A 20,360-nucleotide genomic window follows, 5' to 3' on the forward strand; every position below is an offset into this window, starting at 1 on the left:
GCGCCCTCGCGCGGGCCCGTGCCTGACCGGATACACCATGACTGCTTTCGACAAACACCAGGTTTCCCGCTTCCGCTTCGTCCGCTGCGACTTCGCAGCGGATACCGGCGTGGCCCGGCTGGTCTACGCCTTCGACGACGGCCCGGAGATGGTGGAGACCATCACCGTGCCGGGTGCCCCGTTCGTGCTGGACGAGGCGCGCGCCGCTGCCGTGCAGCGTGCGCTGCAGCTGCTGCACCTGATCGCCGGCGTCAGCTACTACAAGGCCGGCGTACCGGATACGGTCAGCATCGACAGTTACAGCATCGATGCCGATACCGCCGCACTGGTGGAGACCATTTACCTCAATGGCCTGGGCGAATTCGCCTACCGTAACGGCCTGAACCTGCGCGGCCGCTTCCGGTTGCCGGTGCAGGGCGAGGCCGTGCAGGCGCCGGCGCTGGGCCTGCAGCCGCACGCACTGGTGGCCATCGGCGGCGGCAAGGATTCGCTGGTCAGCATCGAAGCGCTGCGCCGTGCCGGCGTGGACGAAACGGTGACCTGGATCGGTGGCTCGCAGCTGATCCGCGCCTGTGCCGAGCGCACCGGCCTGCCGACACTGAACCTGGGCCGTGCGCTGGCGCCGGAACTGTTCGAGCTCAACCGCCAGGGCGCCTGGAACGGCCACATCCCGGTCACTGCGGTGAACTCGGCAATCATGGTGCTGGCCGCGTTGCTGCAGGGCGTGGACCAGGTGGTGTTCTCCAACGAGCGTTCGGCCAGCTACGGCAGCCAGATTCCAGGCACCGGCGAAGTGAACCACCAGTGGTCCAAGGGCTGGGTGTTTGAACAGGCCTTCGGCAGCCATGTACAGGCGCACGTTGTGGCGGACCTGCAGTACTACTCGCTGCTGCGCCCGTTGTCCGAGCTGGCGGTGGCCCGCCAGTTCGCCAAGACCGATTTCTACGACGCGCACTTCTCCAGCTGCAACCGCAATTTCCACATTCTTGGCGAGCGCCCGGTGAACCGCTGGTGCGGCGTCTGCCCGAAGTGCCATTTCGTGTTCCTGGCGCTGGCTCCGTTCATGCCCAAGACGCGCCTGGTGCGCATCTTCGGCCGCAACCTGCTGGACGATGCCGAGCAGGCCGCTGGCTTCGACGCGCTGCTGGAGTTCCAGGACCACAAGCCGTTCGAGTGCGTGGGCGAAGGCCGCGAATCTCGTGCGGCGATGGCGACCCTGGCCCAGCGCCCGGAATGGAAGGAAGACGTGTTGGTGAAGCGCTTCTGCAATGAAATCCAGCCGCAGCTGGATGCCGCCGAACTGGAACTGGCGCCGCTGCTGCAGCTGCAGGGCGAGCACCGCGTTCCGGCTGCGCTGTGGGACCGGGTGCGTGAAGATTTCGAAGCTTGAAGGAAAGCGCGTCGCGCTGTGGGGCTGGGGCCGCGAGGGCCGCGCCGCGTTTGCGGTACTTCGTGAGCGCCTGCCCACGCTGCCGCTGAGCCTGTTCTGCCCGGCGGCCGAAGTCGGGGCCGCACGCGTGGAAACACAGGGCGCCCTGGACGTGCGTGGCGAGCCTTCCGCTGAAGCGCTGGCCGCGTTCAACGTGGTGATCAAATCGCCCGGCATCAGTCCCTATCAGCCGATCGCGCTGGCGGCGGCAGCGCAGGGCACCACCTTCATCGGCGGCACTGCGCTGTGGTTCGCCGAGCATGCGGCTGACGATGGCATCGTGCACGACACCGTGTGCGTGACCGGCACCAAGGGCAAGAGCACCACCACCGCGCTGGTCGCGCACCTGTTGCGCGCGGCCGGCCACCGCACCGGACTGGTCGGCAACATCGGCCTGCCGCTGCTGGAGGTGCTGGACCCGCAGCCGGCGCCCGAGTACTGGGCCGTCGAGCTGTCCAGCTACCAGACCGGTGAAGTGGCGCGCAGTGGCGCCCACCCGCAGGTGGCAGTGGTGCTGAACCTGTTCCCGGAACACCTGGACTGGCACGGCAGCGAACGGCGTTACATCGAAGACAAGCTGCGGCTGGTGACGGAAGCCGCGCCGCGCATTGCCGTGCTCAATGCGGCCGATCCGCACCTGGCGGCACTGTCGCTGCCCGATAGTGAGGTGGTCTGGTTCAACCAGCCGCAGGGCTGGCATATGCGGGGCGACATCGTGCATCGCGGCGAACAGGCGGTGTTCGATACCCGCAACACGCCGCTGCCGGGACGCCACAACCGCGGCAATCTGTGCGCGGTGCTGGCTGCACTGGAAGCGCTGGGCCTGGATGCCGTGGCGCTGGCACCGTCAGTGCAGGATTTCCGCCCGCTGCCGAACCGCCTGCAGCGCATCGGCGTGGCCGATGGCCTGACCTACGTCAATGATTCGATCAGCACCACGCCGCATGCCAGCCTGGCCGCGCTGGAGTGCTTTGCTGGGCAGCGCATCGCGCTGCTGGTGGGCGGGCACGACCGTGGCCTGGATTGGACCGACTTCATGCAGCACATGGCGCACGATGTGCCGCCGGTGGAGATCGTGACCATGGGCAGCAACGGCCCGCGCATCCACGCGATGCTGCAGCCGCTGGCCGATGCTGGCCGCTTTGGCCTGCACGCTGCGGGCGATCTCGCCGAGGCGATGGCGTTGGCGCGCACGGCGCTGGGCGCACAGGGCGGGGTGGTGCTGCTGTCGCCGGGTGCGCCGAGCTTCGGGGCCTACCGCGATTACGTGGCGCGCGGACGCCATTTCGCCGAACTGGCTGGGTTCGATCCGGACAGCATCAGCGCGATTCCGGGGTTGGGCATCGCCTGACCGGCGGGATCGGGGTCGGATCCCTTTCCGCAGGAAAGGGTTCTGACCCCATCGTGCGTTTATCATGCAGGCATCCCCGGACGGACCCGGATAGCCGCATGTGCACCTTCATTACCCTGTTCCTGCCCGCATCCTTATCGCACGTTGAAGCCGCCGCGATCATGCAGCGCAGTGGCCGGCGCCTGTTTGCGCAGGATTCGCCCAGCCTGCAGTCAGCGGTGGGCCCGGATTGGCAGCCGTGGCTGAGTGCCGCGCACTGCGATTGCGGCACGTCGCTGGCCTCGGCGCAGGCGGTTCGTGAGTGGAACGGCGATGATGCCGAACGCTGGCGCAGGAAGGGCTGGAGCGAAGCGAAGATCGCGCGCGCGTTGGCGGCGCAGTTGGCGCGGCATGAACAGGATCAGCAGGCACGCCGCGATGAAGCCCTGGACGATGCCGGCCAGTGGTTGCAGCGTATCGACGCGCTGTTGCAGGCTGGGGCCGCGCGCATCGGCCTGCTGGTGCGCGACTATGACGGTTCGGTGGGTGCCCGGCAGCCGAAGCCGCCGGAACGGCGCTGGTCGCGCGCGCATCTGGCGGCGTCGGATCTGCTGGCATTCGAGCCGGGCACGTTGCACTGGATCGAGCGTGGGTAGTGCCGGCCGCTGGCCGGCAACCTGCGGGGAAATTCATCCACGCATGGCGTGGCTCTACTGTAGCGCCGAGCCCACGCTCGGCGGCCTTCATTCGTCTTCGTCGATGAACGCGTAACCGCCGTCAATGAGCTGCTGCAGGTACGCATCGAAGCTCGGCGCAATGACTGCGTAGCTGTCCGGATCGTGCAGGTAGCGCACCACCTGGCCGACCGTACCACCCGGTGCCGGATCGAAATCCAGGTACAGCATCGAGGTGCCGCCGTTGTTCATGCAGTGCGAGAAGCACAGGCGCCTGCTCATCGGCAGATCACCGTCGATGCCTTCACCCAGGATCTCCGGCTCGTCATCCAGCCACTCTTCGTAGATGGAACGGATGCTGTCGTCCCACTGCTGCTGGTCCTCGAAGATCTGCGCGACTGATCGCAGGTAGTACGGGTAGCCACCGTCCTCCACGTCCGAGCCCAGCATCAGTACGCAGACCTTGCCGCCGGGGTACTCCCGGTAGTGGGTGCCATCCACGCGCGATAGGAGTTCCACCAGGCTGTCCGGCACCTGCGGCCACTGCGCTCGCAGGCGCTGCAGGTCCTCGGCGCTGGCGCCCTGGACATGTGCCCACTGCTGGGCATCCTCGGCAGGCAAACGCGGGATCAGGCCAGACAGAAAGCGATCAACAAGATTCATGCGAAAAAAGGGGACGGAGGGGATTAAGTCGTATCCAACCACACCTGCGTCACGCCGCCAATGCAGAATGCGACGCGGGAGGGGCGAATACGGCTTAATCCCCTCCGTCCCCTTTTTCTTGCGGAGCAGGCGCATGAATCGTTGGCGATGCGGTGTGGCGATGATGCTGGGGCTGGCGGCGATGCCGGCCTGGGCGGCGATGAAGACGCAGCCGGTGGAGTGGAAGCACCAGGGCACGACCTTAAGTGGCGTGCTGGTCTATGACGATGGTGGGCACGACAAGCGCCCGGGTCTGGTGATGGTGCCGAACTGGAAGGGTGTGAACGAGTCGGCCATCGAGAAGGCCAAGCAGCTGGCCGGTGATGACTACGTGGTGCTGGTGGCCGATGTCTATGGCAAGGACGTGCGGCCGAAGAGTGATGCGGAGGCGGGGCCGGTGGCCAGCAAGCTGCGCAATGACCGGCCGCTGCTTCGTGCGCGTGCACTGGAAGCGGTGAACGTGCTCAAGGCGCAGGCCGGCAAGGTGCCGCTGGATGCCAGCCGGATCGGTGCGGTCGGTTTCTGTTTCGGTGGCACCACGGTGCTGGAGCTGGCCCGCGCCGGTGCGCCGCTGGCCGCTGTGGTCAGCCTGCACGGTGGGTTGGGTTCGCCCTTGCCGGCGCAGGCCGGTGGCACCCATCCGTCCGTGCTGGTGCTCAATGGCGCCGATGACAAGAGCGTGACCGCCGAGGACATCGCCGCTTTCCAGAAGGAAATGGACGCGGCCAAGGTCGATTGGGAGTTCACCAACTACAGCGGTGCCGTGCACTGCTTCGCCGAGCGCGATGCCAACAGTCCGCCGGGCTGCCAGTACAACGAGCGTGCGGCCAAGCGCGCATGGAAGGCGCTGGATGAGTTCTTCGAGGAGCGCTTCCGGTAATAAACGGCGTGCCGACCAACGGTCGGCACCCACCGGAATGCCGGTTTGGTGGGTGCCGACCGTTGGTCGGCACGCCTCCATCAATGCGAGCGCTGCACCGCGTAGCGGGCCAGGCCGCGCAGGGCAGCCACGGCGTCATTGTCGCCCAGGCCGTCGAGCGCACGCTCGGCGGCTTCGGCGTACTCTTCGGCACGGCGGCGGCTGTACTCCAGGCCGCCGGTGACGCGGATCGCGGCCAGCACTTCCGGCATCGCCGAGGCGTCGCCGTCCTGCACGATGGTGCGTAGGCGCTCGCGGGTGGCGTCGTCGGAGTGGGCCATCGCGTGGATCAGCGGCAGCGTGGCCTTGCCCTCGGCGAGGTCGTCGCCCAGGTTCTTGCCCAGTTCCTCGGCATTGGCCGAGTAGTCCAGCACGTCATCGGCGATCTGGAACGCGTAGCCCAGGTGCATGCCGTAGTCGAACAGGGCCTGCTGGGTGGCTTCGTCCACGCCGCTGGCCAGTGCGCCCAGGCGGGTACCGGCGGCGAACAGCACCGCGGTCTTGCGCTCGATCACGCGCAGGTAGGCGGCTTCGTCGGTATCCGGGTTGTGCACATGCAGCAGCTGCAGCACTTCACCCTCGGCGATGCGGTTGGTGGCATCGGCCAGGATCTGCATCACCGGCATGCGCCCCAGCTCGACCATCAGCTGGAAGCTGCGCGAGTACAGGAAGTCGCCCACCAGCACGCTGGGCGCGTTGCCCCACAGCGCGTTGGCGGTGCTGCGGCCACGCCGCAGGCTGGACTCGTCCACCACGTCGTCGTGCAGCAGGGTAGAGGTGTGGATGAACTCGATGATCGCCGCCAGCTGGTGGTGCTCCGGGCCGGCCTGGCCGACCGCGTGGCCGGCCAGCATCACCAGCATCGGGCGCAGGCGCTTGCCGCCGGCGGAAATGATGTGGTCGGCGATCTGGTTGATCAGCACGACGTCCGAGGACAGCCGGCGCCGGATCAGGGCGTCGACGGCGGCCATGTCGGCCGCGGCAAGCGACTGGATCTGGGGCAGGCCCAGGGCGGGACGGGTGTCTTCGGTGATGGTCATGCGATCAGGCTTTCAGGCTCACCATCGATTATAGGCGCTGGCCGTGAATTCGGGCGCAAACCGGCCCGAGCGGCAATTCCAGCCCGGCCTGCGCGGCCCTTCGCGTGAATACGTATGCAGGTTGCGCCATGCCCGCGAGGCCACCGCTAAGCTTGCCGGATCAGGATTTCGGCCCGCTGCCGGCGGGTCCCGCATGCCCGGAGGGGGGCTGTCGATGTCGCACTATCCATGGTGGCGCGGAGCCGTCATCTACCAGATCTACCCGCGCAGTTTCCTCGATGCCAACGGCGATGGGGTGGGCGACCTGCCGGGCATCATCGAGCGCCTGGACCACATTGCCGCGCTGGGCGTGGATGCGATCTGGATCTCGCCGTTCTTCAAGTCCCCCATGGCCGACTTCGGCTACGACATCGCCGACTACCGCGACGTCGACCCGCTGTTCGGCAGCCTGGACGACTTCGACCGCCTGCTGGCCAAGGCCCACGGCCTGGGCCTGAAGGTGATGATCGACCAGGTGCTGAGCCATACCTCGATCGAGCATGCCTGGTTCCGCGAGAGCCGCCAGGACCGCAGCAATCCGAAGGCGGACTGGTACGTCTGGGCCGACCCGCGCGAGGACGGCACCCCGCCCAACAACTGGCTGTCACTGTTCGGCGGCTGCGCCTGGCAATGGGAGCCGCGCCGCGAGCAGTACTACCTGCACAACTTCCTGGTCGACCAGCCGGACCTGAACTTCCATCACCCGGACGTGCAGCAGGCCACCCTGGACAATGTGCGCTTCTGGCTCGATCGCGGCGTGGATGGCTTCCGCCTGGATGCGATCAACTTCTGCTTCCACGATGCGCAGCTGCGTGACAACCCGCCCAAGCCGGCGGAGAAGCGGGTGGGGCGCGGCTTCAGCCCGGACAACCCGTACGCTTACCAGTACCACTACTACAACAACACCCAGCCGGAGAACCTGCCGTTCCTGGAGCGCCTGCGCGCGCTGCTGGATCAGTACCCGGGCGCGGTCAGCCTGGGCGAGATCTCCTCGGAGGACTCGCTGGCGACCACCGCCGAGTACACCCGCGAAGGCCGCCTGCACATGGGCTACAGCTTCGAGCTGCTGGTGGATGACTACAGCGCGGCCTACATCCGCGACACGGTCTCGCGGCTGGAAGCGGCGATGACCGAAGGCTGGCCGTGCTGGGCGGTGTCCAATCACGACGTGGAGCGTGCGGTCAGCCGCTGGGGCGGTCACCCGGCTGACCCGCGCCTGGCGCGGATGCTGGTGGCGATGCTGTGCTCGCTGCGCGGTTCGGTCTGCCTGTACCAGGGCGAGGAGCTCGGCCTGGCCGAGGCCGAGGTGCCATTCGAGGCCCTGCAGGACCCCTACGGCATCACCTTCTGGCCGAACTTCAAGGGCCGTGATGGCTGCCGCACCCCGCTGCCGTGGACCGATGCACCGCTGGCCGGCTTCACCAGCGGCCAGCCCTGGCTGCCGATTCCGGCCGAGCACCGGGCGGCGGCGGTGGCTGTGCAGGAACGCGACCCGCACTCGGTGCTGGCGGCGTTCCGGGCGTTCCTGGCCTGGCGGCATACCCAGCCGGCGCTTCTGCATGGCAGCATCAGATTCCTTGAAAGCGCCGAGCCAGTGCTGCTGTTCGAGCGTATGCTTGCAGATGAAACCCTCCTGCTGGCCTTCAACCTGTCGGCCGAGGCAGTGACCCATCCGCTGCCGCCGGGCAACTGGCAGCAGGTGGCGGTACCGGGCCCGGATGCGGGCACGGTGCAGGGCAACGAACTCCAGCTGCCGCCGTGCGCGGTGTATTGCGCCCGACGCAGCTGACCGTTTTCTCCGGTGGCGGTACTTGCGGGGACGGGGCCGAAGCGCCCCGTCCCTTTTTTGTGGGTGGAATTCCGGTGAACGGCATCCACGCATGGCATGGATCTACGGCTTGGAATGTCGCTGCATGGGCCTTGCTGATCACGTGCCGGCATCCGCGCAAAAGAAAACCCGCTGCCTGCGCAGCGGGTTTCCGGTCCTGCTCCCTTTGTGTTGCCGGCCAGCGGCCGGCGCTACCGGGTTCGGGGTGCCAGCCAGCGGCCGGCACGACCCGGCCGTGATCAGAACTTGTAGTTCACGCCCAGCATGTAGGTGCGGCCCCACTCGATGTACTCCAGCGGGCGGTCCTTGCTGACGGCGTAGGTGCGGTACGGCTCGTTGGTCAGGTTGCTGCCCTGCAGAAGCAGGGTCAGGCCACGCAGGGCACTGCTGTCGCTGAAGGTATAGCTGATCTGCGCATCGGTCACGTTCTCGCCGACCACGTAGCGCAGGCTGCGGTTGCCGTTGAAGTTGCCGATCTCACCGATGAAGTCCGAACGGCGGCGCTGGCTGACGCGTGCTTCGAAGCCGCTGCGCTCGTAGTAGGCGGTGAAGTTGTACACGCGCTTGGACAGGCCCGGCAGGCTGATCGGATCACTGCCCACGCTGGAGGCGCTCTCCGGGTCCAGGATGGTGATGTCGCTCTTGTTGAAGGTCGCGCTGGCCTGCACACCGAAGCCACGCAGGCTGTCGGTCAGCATCTCCAGCGGGAACGATGCGGTCAGTTCCAGGCCCTTCAGCGTGCCGCCCTTGCCGTTCTGCGGGGCGGAGAAGGTGCCGGTGGTCAGCACCGGTGCCGTCATGCCCGGCGGCGGCACGTAGCTGCCCAGCAGCGCGGTGAAGTCGTAGTTGTCGACCGACTGGGTGTAGACGTAGCTCTTCAGGTCCTTGTAGAAGATCGCGGCGGCCACGTAGGCCTTCTCGCCGAAGTACTTCTCGTAGGACAGGTCCAGCGCGGTGGCACGCCACGGGTCCAGCAGCGGATTGCCGCCGCTGCCGCCGGGGCGGCCGGTGCCGGTGTCCACGCCGAACTCCAGGCCGGCGCGCATCTGGTCCACGCGCGGGCGTGCGACCTGCTTTGCAGCGGCGAAGCGCAGCGTCTGCTGGTGAGGGAACAGGAAGGCCAGGTTCAGGCTCGGCAGCCAATCGTTGTAGGTGCGGCCGTTCGAGTACGGCTGCACGTTGTTGCCGGCCGACTGCGAGCTGTCCCAGTAGCGCGAATCCGAACTCTGGTCGGTGTGCTGCATCTGCACGCCGATGTTGCCGCGTACGCCGACTTCACCGATGTCGGCGTTGATGTTCAGGCGCGCCCAGGCGGTGGTGATCTTCTCCTGTACCGTCCACGACTTGGGAATCAGGTAGTCCAGGTTGTCGACCGGGTTGAAGGTCATGTAGCGGCCCACCGCAGCGGGCACGTTCCAGGCCGGGATGGTGCCGAGGCCGGCGAAGCCCAGGTTGACCGGGCGGTACTGCAGGTCCGAGGCGATGTTGGCGTCGCCCTGCGCACCCAGCAGGATGTTGCCTTCGGACTGGGTCTTCACCTTGCGGCGGTCGGCGTAGTTCACGCCGATGTCGATGTCCGGCGCCCACGACGCGAGGGCATCGGGCAGGGCGATGGTGGCGGCCAGCTTGCCACCCTTCACGCGGTCTTCCACCTTCGGCACCTTGCCGTAGCCGGAACCGTAGATGGTGTTGGTCAGGAACAGGGCGTCGGGGTTGGAATAGTTCAGCCCTGGGCTGATCTGCGAGAACCCGTCCTGGCGGATCGTCACGCCGACCGTATCCAGTTGCGGCATCGGGGTCAGCTGCAGGTTGTTTTCCAGATTCAGCTCGTCGCGCGTGGCCTTGGAGTAGTTCAGGTCGGCGACCAGCTTGACGCCACTGAAGTTGAACTCGTTGTTCCAGCCGAACGCATCGATCTTGTCCTTGCGCTTGTTGTACATGCCGCGAACCAGCGGATACACGCCACTGGCAGTGCCACCGGTGAACGAGCCATTGGCGTTGACCTGCGGGTTGCTGACCAGCAGGCCCGGGGTGTAGTTGCCGTTGTAGTTGCTGAGGTTCAGCTCGAACTGGTTGGCGGTGTCGATCTGCTCGGCTTCGGTGTGGAATGCATCGAAGGTGCTGGTCCAGCTGTTGTTCGGCCGGAACTGGATCGTGGCCATCACGCCGTCGCGCTTGTTGTTGCCGGTGCGGCGCAGCGCCTTGATGCCATCGGAGAAGTAGGTGCCGGCACCCACGCCCGGACGGTCGCCCTTGTCGGTGTGCTCGGTGGTCCACGGTTCGTACAGGCCGACCTGGTTCTCCTGGATCGGCATGTCGCTGTGCGCATAGCCGATGGCGATGCCCAGGGTCTTGTCCAGGAACTGGTCGATGTAGCTGGCGCTGAAGCGGTTGCCGTACGGATCGGTGTTGGCGGCGCGGCCCAGCGAGCTCTTCTGGTAGCGGCCACTGACCGCGATCACGCGCTCGCCGAAGCTGAGCGGGCGAGCGGTCTGCATGTCGATGGTGCCCGACAGGCCCTGGCCGACCAGCGCCGCGTCCGGGGTCTTGTACACGGTCACGCCGTTGACCAGTTCGGACGGATACTGGTCGAACTCGACGCCACGGTTGTCGCCGGTGCTGACCACTTCGCGGCCATTGAGCAGGGTGGTGGCGAAGTCCGGCGACAGGCCGCGCACGCTGATCACCTGCGCACGGCCGGCAACGCGCTGGGCGGCCAGGCCGGGCAAGCGCGAAATGGACTCGGCGATGCTGACGTCGGGCAGCTTGCCGATGTCTTCGGCGGAGATCGCTTCGACCACCGAGGTGGCGTCCTGCTTGACCGCGATCGCGCTCTCGATGCCGCGGCGGATGCCGGTGACCTGCACCGTATCGAGGTTGGTGGCGGCGGTGCCGGCCGGCGTGGTGGTGCTCTGCGTGGACTGTGCCGACGCCAGCGTCGGCGCCAGGACAACGGCCAGCGCGATGCTGAGCGCGCTGCGCTTGTGGTTCAACATTTTCCCCTCCCAGGCAATGTTGCAGATCGATTTGTGAGCGTTCCGGCGGCGCCGTGAACGTGCGACGCGGTGGCCGCTGTCGTCGCCGCTATGGTAGGCAGCGCGTTCTTCGCGGGAATCACCCTGCATACGTATTCAATGGCGTCTGCAGGGGTGTAATCGCTTTCATGCAGTGCTTCCGGTAGTGCCGGCCGCTGGCAGGTAATCGCGTTCGCCGGGTTGCCGGCCAGCGGCCGGCACTACCCGGGCATTCACAGCGGCGTGAAGCGAATGGCCTGGCCACCGCCTGGTGCCAGCACCAGCGTCAGTGCATCGGCGCTGGTCACTTCGCGGGTTTCACGAACGAACGCGAATGGATTGCTGCGGAAATCCGCGCCCTCGCCATCGCGGTAGATTTCGGCGCGGTAGCGTACGCCAGGTTCCAGGAAGCCCAGTGACACCGGCAGCACGCGGCCGTGCTCGTCGGTGATGCTGCCGAGGAACCAGTCGCGGCTGTTGCGGTCGCGGCGCACGATCGTCGCGTAGTCACCCACTTCGCCATCGAGCACGCGGCTCTGCTCCCAGTCCACCGCCACGTCCTCGATGAAACGGAACGCCTCGCGATGCTGCAGGTAGTGTTCGGGCAGGTCGGCGGCCATCTGGATCGGGCTGTACAGCACCACGTACAGCGCCAGTTGGCGGGCCAACGTACTGGGGATGGCCTGGCCGTGGCGGCCCTTCAGGCTGAGGATGCCGGGGGTGTAATCCATCGGCCCGGCCAGCATGCGGGTGAACACCAGGTTGACCTCGTGCTCCGGCGGGTTCGGTGGCTGGCCCCAGGCGTTGTACTCCATGCCGCGTGCGCCTTCGCGCGAGATCCAGTTGGGATAGGTGCGGCGCAGGCCGGTATCCTTGATCGGCTCATGCGGGTTCACCGACAGATGGCGGCGCGCCGCTTCCTGCACCACCTTCAGATGGTGGCGGGCCATGAACTGCCCGTCGTGCCACTCGCGCCACGGCGGGCCCCCCGTGGGATTGCGGCGGTCGACCTGGCCGTCGTCGCAGACGTAGCCGGTCTTGAACTGGTCCACGCCCAGCCGTGCGTACAGGTCCAGCGCGGCGCCAAGCTGGTCCTCGTAGTGCTCGATGGCGCAGCCGGTTTCATGGTGGCCGATCAGGTGCACACCCTTTTTTAGGCCATACGCCGACAGCGCTTCAATGTCGAAATCGGGCGTGGCGCGGGTGAAATCGAAGTCGTAGCCATTGCCGACCCAGTTGCCGTCCCAGCCCGGATTCCAGCCTTCCACCAGCACGCCGCGGAAGCCGTGTGCAGCGGCGAAATCGATCACCTTCTTCGTCTTGGCGGTGGTGGCCGCGTGCTTCGGCCCGGTCGCCCAGCTCTCGTTGTCCAGGTGCATCGACCACCACACGCCCAGGTACTTGGCTGGCTTCACCCAGCTCACATCGCCCAGCGCGTTGGGTTCGTTGAGGTTGAGGATCAGGTCCGATTCGACCAGGCCGCCGGCACGGTCGGCGATCTGCAGCGTGCGCCACGGCGTGGCGAAGGGCAGGGTGCGGCGCACCTTCCAGCCTTCGGCCGAGGGCGACAGCTCCGCGCGCAGGCGCTGTCCCCCGCTGCGGCGCAGCCACATGCCGGCGTAGTCCACCAGCGCGGCCTCGTGAATGGCCACATGCAGGCCATCGCGGCTGCGCAGGGTCATCGGCGTATGCACCAGCGGTACTTCGTGCAGCGGGGTGCGCTGGTACAGGTACTCGTAGTGGATCGGTTCGCCAGCGGGAATCCACCAGGCGATGGAATCCTGCGCGATGGCGAACTCGGTCAGTTCGTCATCGATGATCGCCTCGTGCAGGTTCGGTTGTTCGGGAAACACGTAGCGGAAGCCGAGGCCATCGTCGTAGACGCGGAACACCACATCCAGCCGGCGCTTGCTGCCGGTGGTTTCGGCCAGCTGCACGGTCAGCTCGTTGTAGTGGTTGCGGGTGAGCCGGCGTTCGCCCCACGGCTGTTCCCAGGTGTCATCCACGCTGTGCCGCTGCTGGCCCAACAGGGTGAAATCGCGGTCCAGGCGACCGTCGCGCAGGGCGAAGCCGAGCTTCGAATCCTCCACCACAGTGTCGCCCAGGCGCTCGACCCGGTAGCGGGCCGTGCCGCCGTCCAGCACCAGGCTGACCTTCAACACCTTGCCCGGAGAGTCGACGCTGACCACCTGCGGCGCGGCCTGCGCCAGCGTGGCTATTCCCAGCAGCGCCAGACCGAACAGATGCGCGAGCGCGGTACGTACAGCAGTGAGTGACATCGGCATTTCCCCTCCCAAGGCGCCGTTGGCAGACCCGGACCATAAGCCAGCGCGGCAGGTGCGCTACCGCGTGACGCCATGAATACGTATGCAACTGGACGCAGCCGACAGCCCCGCGTCTACCATGGGGCCAGGGCACCTTGAGGGAGGGGCCGCGCCCGCCCGCCGGCAACGTCGGTGCGGACCTACAACGCGTGCAGAGAGGGAGGGAGGCCGACGGGCGCAAGCCGGTCCGCCGCTTCGATGCTGAAGATCATTTGCCTGACCGCTGCCCTGGGGGCAGCGCTGGGATCGACCGCGCAGGCGGCCGACCTGCAATTCGATGGCCGCCATGCGCGTGCCGAAGCCGCTGCCAACGGCAGCTTCGTGCTGCATGCGCCGAAGGGCGATGTGCATATCGCGCCGATGCCGATGCGCAGCCAGACCGGCAGCGTGATGTTCGATGCCCTGTTCGCGCTGGCCCAGCAGGAGATGGACCAGGACCGCGTGGACGCGATTCGCGATCCCGCGTACGACGAAGGCCGACCGGTGCCGTGCGAGTGCTTCCAGACCGGCGCGCGCTGGCCCTATGTGTGGACGCGCGATGTCAGCTTTGCCGCCGATCTGGCGCTCGCACGCCTGGACCCGAAGCGCACCCGGCAGTCGCTGCAGTTCAAACTGTCGGCGGCGCGCGACGGGCACACGCCCGGCCTGTTTGTGGCGCAGGACACCGGTTCCGGTGGCAGCTGGCCGATCAGCAGCGACCGCGTGGTGTGGTTCCTGGCGGCTCGTCAGCTGCTGGAGGATCGCGCATTTGCCGACCAGGTCTGGCAGGCGCTGCAGGGCACGCTGGCGCAGGACCGCGCGATAGTGTTCGACGCGCAGATGGGCCTGTACCGTGGCGAGACTTCGTTCCTGGACTGGCGCGAGCAGACCTATCCGGACTGGACCCGCGAGGACGTGCGCTTCATCGGTGATTCCTATGCACTGTCCACCAACGTGCTGCACTACCAGGCACTGCGCCTGGCCGAACGCCTGGCCGGGCAACACGGCGATGCCCGCGCGGCCGATTACAAGGCCTGGGCCGACGCATTGGCGCAGCAGATCGATGCGCGCTTCTGGCGCGAGGATATCGGCCAGTACATGAGCTACATCGGCGAAGCGGCGCACCCGGTGCCGTACGCCAAGGTCGATCTGCTCGGCCTCTCGCTGGGCATCCTTGCCGAGGTGCTGCCGCCCGAGCGCGCGCGGCGTGCGCTGGCGGCGTATCCGATGGGGCCAGCCGGCAGCCCGGTGGTCTGGCCGCAGGAAGCACAACAGCCGATCTATCACAACCGGGCGATCTGGCCGTTCGTCAGTGCCTACTCGCTGCGTGCGGCGCGGCAGCTGGACGATGCGCCGCGCATCGCCGCCGAGATCCGCTCGCTGATGCAGGGTGCCGCGCTGGCCGGTTCCAACATGGAGAACTACGAGCTGGTCAGCCAGGCCGTGCATGTCGAGGAAGGCGCGCTGAGCGGCCCGGTGGTCAACTCCGAACGCCAGCTGTGGTCGGTGGCCGGGTATCTGTCGATGGTGGTCGAAGGCGTGTTCGGCGTGCAGGACGATGGCCGCGTGCAGCCCAAGCTGCCGGCCGCGCTGGTCCCCGAACTGTTCGGCAAGCAGCGCCGCATCTCCCTGGAGGCCGATGGCAAGCGCTATGTGCTGGAGCGGCCGAAGCAGGTGGGTGATGGCCTGCTGGTGGCGGGCCAGGTAAAGACGCGTGGTGCCACCACCACCGTGCAGCTGGTGGCCACCGCAGCGGCACCGCGCAGCGTGGCGACGACGGCCGACGCCAATGCGCGCGCACCGGTCACGCCGGCCGCACCGCAGGCGCGACGCAAGGGCAGGGGCTGGAACATCGAGGTCGCTGCCGGCCAGGTGCTGTGGCAGGACGGTCGCGCGCTCACCGCCAGCAATGGCCTGGCACGCATCGGTGACGATGGCCTGCAGCATTGCCTGAGCCTGACCCGGCGCGACGGCGCATTGGAATCGCTGCACAGTCCGATGGTCTGCGTCGGTCCGCAGCAGCGACTGAAGGGTGCCGAGCGCTGGCAGTTCACCTCGGCCAAGGCGGGGCAGGTGCGCCTGCGCCTGCAGTACAGCAACGCGAATGGGCCGATCAACACGGGCGTGACCGCCGCTGTGAAGCAGCTGGCGCTGCAGTGCCCTGGCCAGCCGTTGCAGCGGCACGCCGTCACCCTGCCGCACAGCGTGGCCGTGCAGGACTCGACCTCGGCGACGTTCCCGGTGCCGAAGGGCCGATGCACGGTCACGCTTGAAGAGGGCTTCAACATGAGCACACTGCAGCATTTCGCGCACTACACCGGGGGCAAGGGCGGGCGCGACGGCGTGCTCAACCAGGCGCAGGTGCAGGCGCTGACGGTGGCGCCCGTGGCTGTAGAGGACGCACGATGAATCGCCCCGCCAAACCCCAGCTGTCGTTCTGGCAGATCTGGAACATGTGTTTCGGTTTTCTCGGCATCCAGTTCGGCTTCGCCCTGCAGAATGCCAACGCCAGCCGCATTTTCGAGACGCTGGGCGCGGACATCGACGCGGTACCGGGGCTGTGGATCGCCGCGCCGCTGACCGGCCTGCTGGTGCAGCCGGTGATCGGTTACCTGTCCGATCGCACCTGGACGCGCTGGGGGCGGCGCCGTCCGTTCTTCATGATCGGTGCGGTGCTGACCACGCTGGCCCTGCTGGTGATGCCGAATTCACCGACGCTGTGGATCGCGGCCGGCACGCTGTGGGTGCTCGATGCCTCGATCAACGTATCGATGGAGCCGTTCCGAGCCTTCGTCGGCGACCAGCTGGCGCCACGCCAGCGTCCGGCCGGCTATGCGATGCAGAGCTTCTTCATCGGCGTGGGCGCCATCGTCGCCAGCTTCCTGCCGTTCATCCTGGCCCACTTCGGCGTTGCCAATACGGCCGCCGCCGGTGAGGTGCCGGACACCGTGCGCTATGCGTTCTACTTCGGCGCGGCGGTGCTGCTGGCGGCGATCACCTGGACGGTGGTCAGCACCCGCGAATATTCACCAGCAGAACTGGCTGCCTTCGATGATGCCGAGCCGCCGGCGCATCATGCGGGAGCGGTGATCAACGGCCCGGCGCCATGGACGCGGGTGGCCCTGTGGCTAGGGCTGGGTGTGCTGTTGGCGCTGCTGATCACCTGGCGGCAAGGCGACAGGATGCTGTACGTGCTGGCAGGCCTGTGCGCCGGCTACGGCCTGCTGCTGGCGGCCGCGCGCGCGTTGCCGGCCACGCATATGCTGGCCGCCATCGTCGGCGACCTGCGCGCGATGCCGGTGACCATGCGCCGCCTGGCGTGGGTGCAGTTCTTCTCATGGTTCGCGCTTTTCGCCATGTGGATCTACACCACTGCTGCGGTGGCCGGTACCCACTTCGGTTCGACCGATCCACAGTCGGCGGCCTACAACGAAGGTGCCAACTGGGTGGGCGTGCTGTTTGGCGCCTACAACGGCTTCGCCGCGCTGGCCGCGGTGCTGATTCCGCCGATGGTGCGTGCGATCGGCCTGCGTTGGAGCCACCTGGTCAACCTGTGGCTGGGCGCTGCCGGCCTGGTCTCGCTGATGTTCATCCGCGACCCGCACTGGCTGCTGCTGTCGATGGTAGGTGTGGGCTTTGCCTGGGCATCGATCCTGTCGTTGCCGTATGCACTGCTGTCCGACAGCGTGCCGGCGTCGAAGATGGGCGTGTACATGGGCATCTTCAATTTCTTCATCGTGATCCCGCAGCTGGTCGCGGCCAGTGCGCTCGGCTTTGCCCTGCGCGCATGGCTGGGTGGCCAGCCGATGCATGTGCTGGTGTTGGGCGGCTGCAGCCTGTTCATCGCCGGCCTGTGCGTGCTGCGGGTTCCGTCCCGTCCGGAGGTGGTGTGATGCGTGGTGTCCTGGCTGTTGCCGTTTCCCTTGCCCTGTTCGCCGGCCAGGCCGTGGCCACGCCGCGCCCGGACTACGTCGGCACCACCGAACCGTTCGCCAGCGATGCGGTGTACTTCGTGGTCACTGACCGCTTCGTCAACGGTGATCCATCCAACGATCATCGCGACCAGGGTGGCGCGCACCGCACCTTCGACATCCCGGTGCCATGCCCGGACAAGGTGGACGGCAACATCGGCTACCTCGGCGGCGACTTCCGTGGCGTGCTCGACAATGCGCAGTACATCCGCAACCTGGGTTTCGGCGCGGTGTGGATCACGCCGATCGTCGACAACCCTGACCAAGCTTTCACCGGCAGCAAGCCGATCAGCTGCACCAGCACGCTGACCGACCGCGGCAAGACCGGCTACCACGGCTACTGGGGCATCAACTTCTACAGACTCGATGAGCACCTGCCCAGCAGGGACCTGGACTTCGCCGGACTGACCAGGGGCCTGCACGGTGCCGGCTTGAAGGTGGTGCTGGACATCGTCGGCAACCACGGTTCGCCGGCCTGGACCATGCCGATACGGCAACCGCAGTTCGGCCAGATCTTCGACAAGGACGGAACGCTGATTGCCGACCACCAGAACCTGCCACCGCAGAAGCTGGACCCGAAGCACAACCCGCTGCACGCGTTCTACAACAACATCGGCCCGGTCGACAGCAAGGACGGCTCGATCTTCGACGGCAACCTCGCCGAACTGTCCGACTTCAACCAGGACAATCCGGCGGTGATGGACTATCTGGTCGGCGCTTACCTGCAGTGGACCGCGCAGGGCGTGGACGCGCTGCGCATCGATACCATCGGCTGGCTGCCGCACCCGTGGTGGCATGAATTCGTCAAGCGCATCCGCGCCGAGCACCCGGGCATGTTCATGTTCGGCGAAGCCTTCGACTACAACGCGGCGACCATTGCCGAGCACACCTGGCCGGCCAACGCCAATGTCAGCGTGCTCGACTTCCCGTTGCGCGGTGCTCTGGAGCAGACCTTCGGCACCGCCGGCAAGGGCTTTGAGACGCTGGCCGAGCCGCTGCACCTGAGCGGTGGCCCGTATGCCAATCCGTACGAGCTGATGAGCTTCTACGACAACCACGACATGCCGCGCCTGCAGGCCAGCGACAATGGCTTCATCGACGCGCACAACTGGCTGTTCACCGCGCGCGGCATTCCGGTGGTCTATTACGGCTCGGAGACCGGCTTCATGCGTGGCCGCGCCGAGCACGCAGGCAACCGTGCCTACTTCGGCCAGCCGCGTGTGGACGCTGCGCCGCAGAGCCCGATCTTCGCGCCGCTGCAGCGTATCGCCAAACTGCGTGAAGCGACCCCGGCACTGCAGCGTGGCTTGCAGGTGAACGAGCGGCTGCAGGGCGATGAGGCCGTGTTCTTCCGCGTGCTGCAGCACGGTGACGTGACGCAGACCGCGCTGGTGCTGCTGAACAAGGGTGATGCGGCGCGCACCTTCGAGGTGGACCGCTACCTGCAGGCTGGCACGTGGCGTGATGCGCTGGATGGCGGCACGGTGAAGGTCGAGCAGCAGCTGAAGACTGACGTGCCGGCGCATGGGGTAAAGGTCTATGTGCTGGACGCCACCGTGCAGCAGCCGGCACTGCAGGCCGAACTGGACAAGGCGATGGCCGACCAGAAGGCGCGGGACCAGCGCCTGGGGCGGTAGTGCCGGTCGCTGGCCGGCAACTCATGAATCCATGGTCCCTTCAGGTGCCGGCCAGCGGCCGGCACTACCGGGGGGACCACATCCGGCACAATAGGCACCCCTCACGCCCTGCCGTACCGCCATGACCGACCTCGTCCCGCAGACCCCGATCGAAACCCTGCTGAAGGCGGCGATGGACGGGGCGGTGCCGATCCGCGCCTTCATGGAAGCCTTCGTCGCCTCCGAGGTGGTGCTGCAGACCGGCAGCCTGGTGACCCCCGATGGCAGCGGTTTCGACCCGCTGCTGTTCGACAAGCAGGGCACGCTGCACGTGGCCGTGTTCACCGATCCATCGCGGGTGGGCATCTACAGCCAGCAGGCCGAACACCAGATCCGCTGGCTGATGCTGGACGTGCTGCGCCGCGTGCCGGGTGGCTACGGCGTGGTGATCAATCCGGGCACCCCGCTGGGCTTCGAGATCTCGCCCAGCGGCATCGGCGAGATCCTGAAGGACTTCGCCCAGGGCTGATTGTCCTGTACAGCCGAGCCCATGCTCGGCTGCCGTTCGCGCAATGCCCGCTCAGTCGTGCAAGGCTCGACGCTACAGAAGGCTTCCCTTCGAACGCCGTCCGTGATCCCCTTGGGCGACATCGGGATCGAGGCTTGGTCATGGAGTTCAGGGTATTGCCTGCAGACGCAGCGGAACGACAGCAATTGGCGCAGTGGTACCACGCGCAATGGGGCCGGGACGCCGGCCTGACGCTGGAACAGGAACTGCAACGGCTCGACCCGCCGCAGGATGCTGAAGGTTTCCCGCACCTGATCGCCGCTTTCGAAGATGGGCAGGTGGTCGGTGCAGTCCAGCTCAAGCGCCGCGAGATGCAGGCCTTTCCACAGTACGAGTACTGGTTGGGCAGCGTATTCGTGGCCGACAGCCATCGCGGCCGCGGATTGGCCAGTGGTCTGGTCGAACAGGCTGCGGCACAGGCCGCGCGGATGGGCGTTTCCGACCTGTACCTGCAGACCGAGGCCCTGGATGGTGGTCTGTATGCGCGGCTGGGCTGGAAGCCGGTGCAGGAAGCCGACAACCGCAGCTATCGCGTGCTGGTGATGGTGCGCAGGTTGGCCGCATGAGCGCATCCACGGTACGCCATTCCCGCTCGGCCCTGATCTTCCTGATCGTGGCCATCGTTGCGGCGCTGGTGGCCATGCCCCTGCTGCGCGCGGTAGGCATGGTGCAGTGGCCGGTGTTTGTCATCGCCTGGCTGATCAACCTGGGCGCGGCTTGGCATCTGGCCCAGTGGGCGCGCCAGCAGGGGCGCTCGGGCTGGGCGTTCGGGGTACCGGCAGCGCTAGGTACGGTCGCCTCGATCGTGGTCTATGTGCTGTTGGCGTTGCTGGGGCCGAAGTCCCCGGTGCGCTGAACCTTCGCCGGCTGTCCTGGACAAGGTGCCGAGCAGGGCTCGGCACCACAGCAAGGCCGAGCCAAGCCCGC

General features: G+C 67.0%; 15 protein-coding genes. 11 read left to right on the forward strand and 4 right to left on the reverse strand.

All coding sequences use genetic code 11. From position 1 onward, the window contains the following. Positions 1 to 37 precede the first annotated feature (37 nt). From murL to ACS0OT_RS04920, 3 genes are all read left to right on the forward strand, one after another. Positions 38 to 1,390: a UDP-N-acetyl-alpha-D-muramoyl-L-alanyl-L-glutamate epimerase gene (murL, locus tag ACS0OT_RS04910; RefSeq protein ID WP_139726798.1), complete on the forward strand. Its 1,353-nt coding sequence runs from the start codon at positions 38 to 40 to the stop codon at positions 1,388 to 1,390. Further along, positions 1,371 to 2,780, forward strand: a complete 1,410-nt coding sequence (murD, locus tag ACS0OT_RS04915) for a UDP-N-acetylmuramoyl-L-alanine--D-glutamate ligase (RefSeq protein WP_139726799.1) — start codon at positions 1,371 to 1,373, stop codon at positions 2,778 to 2,780. Before murL ends, murD begins: the two co-directional genes overlap by 20 nt. Before the next feature lie 98 nt (positions 2,781 to 2,878). Continuing rightward, on the forward strand, positions 2,879 to 3,415 hold the full coding sequence (locus ACS0OT_RS04920) for a hypothetical protein (protein WP_065177914.1): 537 nt from the start codon (positions 2,879 to 2,881) through the stop codon (positions 3,413 to 3,415). An 87-nt stretch (positions 3,416 to 3,502) separates the two neighbouring features. Here ACS0OT_RS04920 and ACS0OT_RS04925 read toward each other — a convergent pair whose 3' ends face one another. After that, entirely contained in the window at positions 3,503 to 4,096 is a 594-nt protein-coding gene (locus ACS0OT_RS04925; RefSeq protein WP_139726800.1) for an SMI1/KNR4 family protein, read from the reverse strand. 133 nt (positions 4,097 to 4,229) lie between these two features. Here ACS0OT_RS04925 and ACS0OT_RS04930 point away from each other — a divergent pair, with 133 nt between their 5' ends. Then, entirely contained in the window at positions 4,230 to 5,015 is a 786-nt protein-coding gene (locus tag ACS0OT_RS04930; RefSeq protein WP_442256061.1) for a dienelactone hydrolase family protein, read from the forward strand. An 80-nt stretch (positions 5,016 to 5,095) separates the two neighbouring features. Here ACS0OT_RS04930 and ACS0OT_RS04935 read toward each other — a convergent pair whose 3' ends face one another. Then, positions 5,096 to 6,094, reverse strand: coding sequence for a polyprenyl synthetase family protein (locus tag ACS0OT_RS04935; protein ID WP_139726801.1), 999 nt, complete (start codon positions 6,092 to 6,094; stop codon positions 5,096 to 5,098). A 214-nt stretch (positions 6,095 to 6,308) separates the two neighbouring features. Between ACS0OT_RS04935 and ACS0OT_RS04940 the strand changes: the two genes are divergently transcribed. Next, the gene (locus ACS0OT_RS04940) at positions 6,309 to 7,922 is read left to right on the forward strand and encodes an alpha-glucosidase family protein (RefSeq protein WP_139726802.1); all 1,614 of its coding nucleotides are present in this window, start codon (positions 6,309 to 6,311) and stop codon (positions 7,920 to 7,922) included. 278 nt (positions 7,923 to 8,200) lie between these two features. Here the strand turns inward: ACS0OT_RS04940 and ACS0OT_RS04945 are convergent, their stop codons facing one another. Further along, positions 8,201 to 10,957: a TonB-dependent receptor gene (locus tag ACS0OT_RS04945; protein WP_442256062.1), complete on the reverse strand. Its 2,757-nt coding sequence runs from the start codon at positions 10,955 to 10,957 to the stop codon at positions 8,201 to 8,203. Between the two features lie 251 nt (positions 10,958 to 11,208). Further along, entirely contained in the window at positions 11,209 to 13,260 is a 2,052-nt protein-coding gene (locus tag ACS0OT_RS04950) for a glycoside hydrolase family 97 protein (protein ID WP_262090037.1), read from the reverse strand. A gap of 237 nt (positions 13,261 to 13,497) precedes the next feature. Here ACS0OT_RS04950 and ACS0OT_RS04955 point away from each other — a divergent pair, with 237 nt between their 5' ends. The 6 genes from ACS0OT_RS04955 to ACS0OT_RS04980 all read left to right on the forward strand — a co-directional run bounded on the left by ACS0OT_RS04955 (position 13,498) and on the right by ACS0OT_RS04980 (position 20,289). Beyond that, entirely contained in the window at positions 13,498 to 15,687 is a 2,190-nt protein-coding gene (locus ACS0OT_RS04955; RefSeq protein ID WP_442256063.1) for a Six-hairpin glycosidase-like protein, read from the forward strand. Continuing rightward, the gene (locus tag ACS0OT_RS04960) at positions 15,684 to 17,171 is read left to right on the forward strand and encodes an MFS transporter (RefSeq protein WP_065185857.1); all 1,488 of its coding nucleotides are present in this window, start codon (positions 15,684 to 15,686) and stop codon (positions 17,169 to 17,171) included. The genes ACS0OT_RS04955 and ACS0OT_RS04960 overlap by 4 nt, the downstream gene beginning before the upstream one ends. Next, positions 17,171 to 18,886, forward strand: coding sequence for an alpha-amylase family glycosyl hydrolase (locus tag ACS0OT_RS04965; RefSeq protein ID WP_065177908.1), 1,716 nt, complete (start codon positions 17,171 to 17,173; stop codon positions 18,884 to 18,886). The genes ACS0OT_RS04960 and ACS0OT_RS04965 overlap by 1 nt, the downstream gene beginning before the upstream one ends. Positions 18,887 to 19,007: 121 nt before the next feature. Further along, complete coding sequence (locus ACS0OT_RS04970) at positions 19,008 to 19,394, forward strand: SseB family protein (RefSeq protein WP_005415624.1); 387 nt, start codon at positions 19,008 to 19,010, stop codon at positions 19,392 to 19,394. 140 nt (positions 19,395 to 19,534) lie between these two features. Further along, a complete protein-coding gene (locus ACS0OT_RS04975) occupies positions 19,535 to 19,999 on the forward strand; it encodes a GNAT family N-acetyltransferase (RefSeq protein ID WP_032954000.1) in 465 nt (154 codons plus the stop codon). Continuing rightward, positions 19,996 to 20,289, forward strand: coding sequence for a hypothetical protein (locus tag ACS0OT_RS04980; protein ID WP_065177907.1), 294 nt, complete (start codon positions 19,996 to 19,998; stop codon positions 20,287 to 20,289). The genes ACS0OT_RS04975 and ACS0OT_RS04980 overlap by 4 nt, the downstream gene beginning before the upstream one ends. Positions 20,290 to 20,360 lie beyond the last annotated feature (71 nt).

Origin of the sequence: Stenotrophomonas maltophilia group sp. RY12688, from assembly GCF_052149045.1 — a bacterium.
In the GTDB taxonomy this organism is placed as follows: Bacteria; Pseudomonadota; Gammaproteobacteria; order Xanthomonadales; family Xanthomonadaceae; genus Stenotrophomonas; species Stenotrophomonas sepilia.

Bases quoted from the DNA above. Each gene is read 5' to 3' on its own strand.
- ACS0OT_RS04970 (WP_005415624.1), top strand. From the start codon at position 19,008: ATGACCGACCTCGTCCCGCAGACCCCGATCGAAACCCTGCTGAAGGCG.
- ACS0OT_RS04975 (WP_032954000.1), top strand. From the start codon at position 19,535: ATGGAGTTCAGGGTATTGCCTGCAGACGCAGCGGAACGACAGCAATTG.
- ACS0OT_RS04920 (WP_065177914.1), top strand. From the start codon at position 2,879: ATGTGCACCTTCATTACCCTGTTCCTGCCCGCATCCTTATCGCACGTT.
- ACS0OT_RS04930 (WP_442256061.1), top strand. From the start codon at position 4,230: ATGAATCGTTGGCGATGCGGTGTGGCGATGATGCTGGGGCTGGCGGCG.
- murL (WP_139726798.1), top strand. From the start codon at position 38: ATGACTGCTTTCGACAAACACCAGGTTTCCCGCTTCCGCTTCGTCCGC.
- ACS0OT_RS04945 (WP_442256062.1), bottom strand. From the start codon at position 10,957: ATGTTGAACCACAAGCGCAGCGCGCTCAGCATCGCGCTGGCCGTTGTC.
- ACS0OT_RS04955 (WP_442256063.1), top strand. From the start codon at position 13,498: ATGCTGAAGATCATTTGCCTGACCGCTGCCCTGGGGGCAGCGCTGGGA.
- ACS0OT_RS04950 (WP_262090037.1), bottom strand. From the start codon at position 13,260: ATGCCGATGTCACTCACTGCTGTACGTACCGCGCTCGCGCATCTGTTC.
- ACS0OT_RS04940 (WP_139726802.1), top strand. From the start codon at position 6,309: ATGTCGCACTATCCATGGTGGCGCGGAGCCGTCATCTACCAGATCTAC.
- ACS0OT_RS04965 (WP_065177908.1), top strand. From the start codon at position 17,171: ATGCGTGGTGTCCTGGCTGTTGCCGTTTCCCTTGCCCTGTTCGCCGGC.
- ACS0OT_RS04960 (WP_065185857.1), top strand. From the start codon at position 15,684: ATGAATCGCCCCGCCAAACCCCAGCTGTCGTTCTGGCAGATCTGGAAC.
- ACS0OT_RS04925 (WP_139726800.1), bottom strand. From the start codon at position 4,096: ATGAATCTTGTTGATCGCTTTCTGTCTGGCCTGATCCCGCGTTTGCCT.
- ACS0OT_RS04980 (WP_065177907.1), top strand. From the start codon at position 19,996: ATGAGCGCATCCACGGTACGCCATTCCCGCTCGGCCCTGATCTTCCTG.
- ACS0OT_RS04935 (WP_139726801.1), bottom strand. From the start codon at position 6,094: ATGACCATCACCGAAGACACCCGTCCCGCCCTGGGCCTGCCCCAGATC.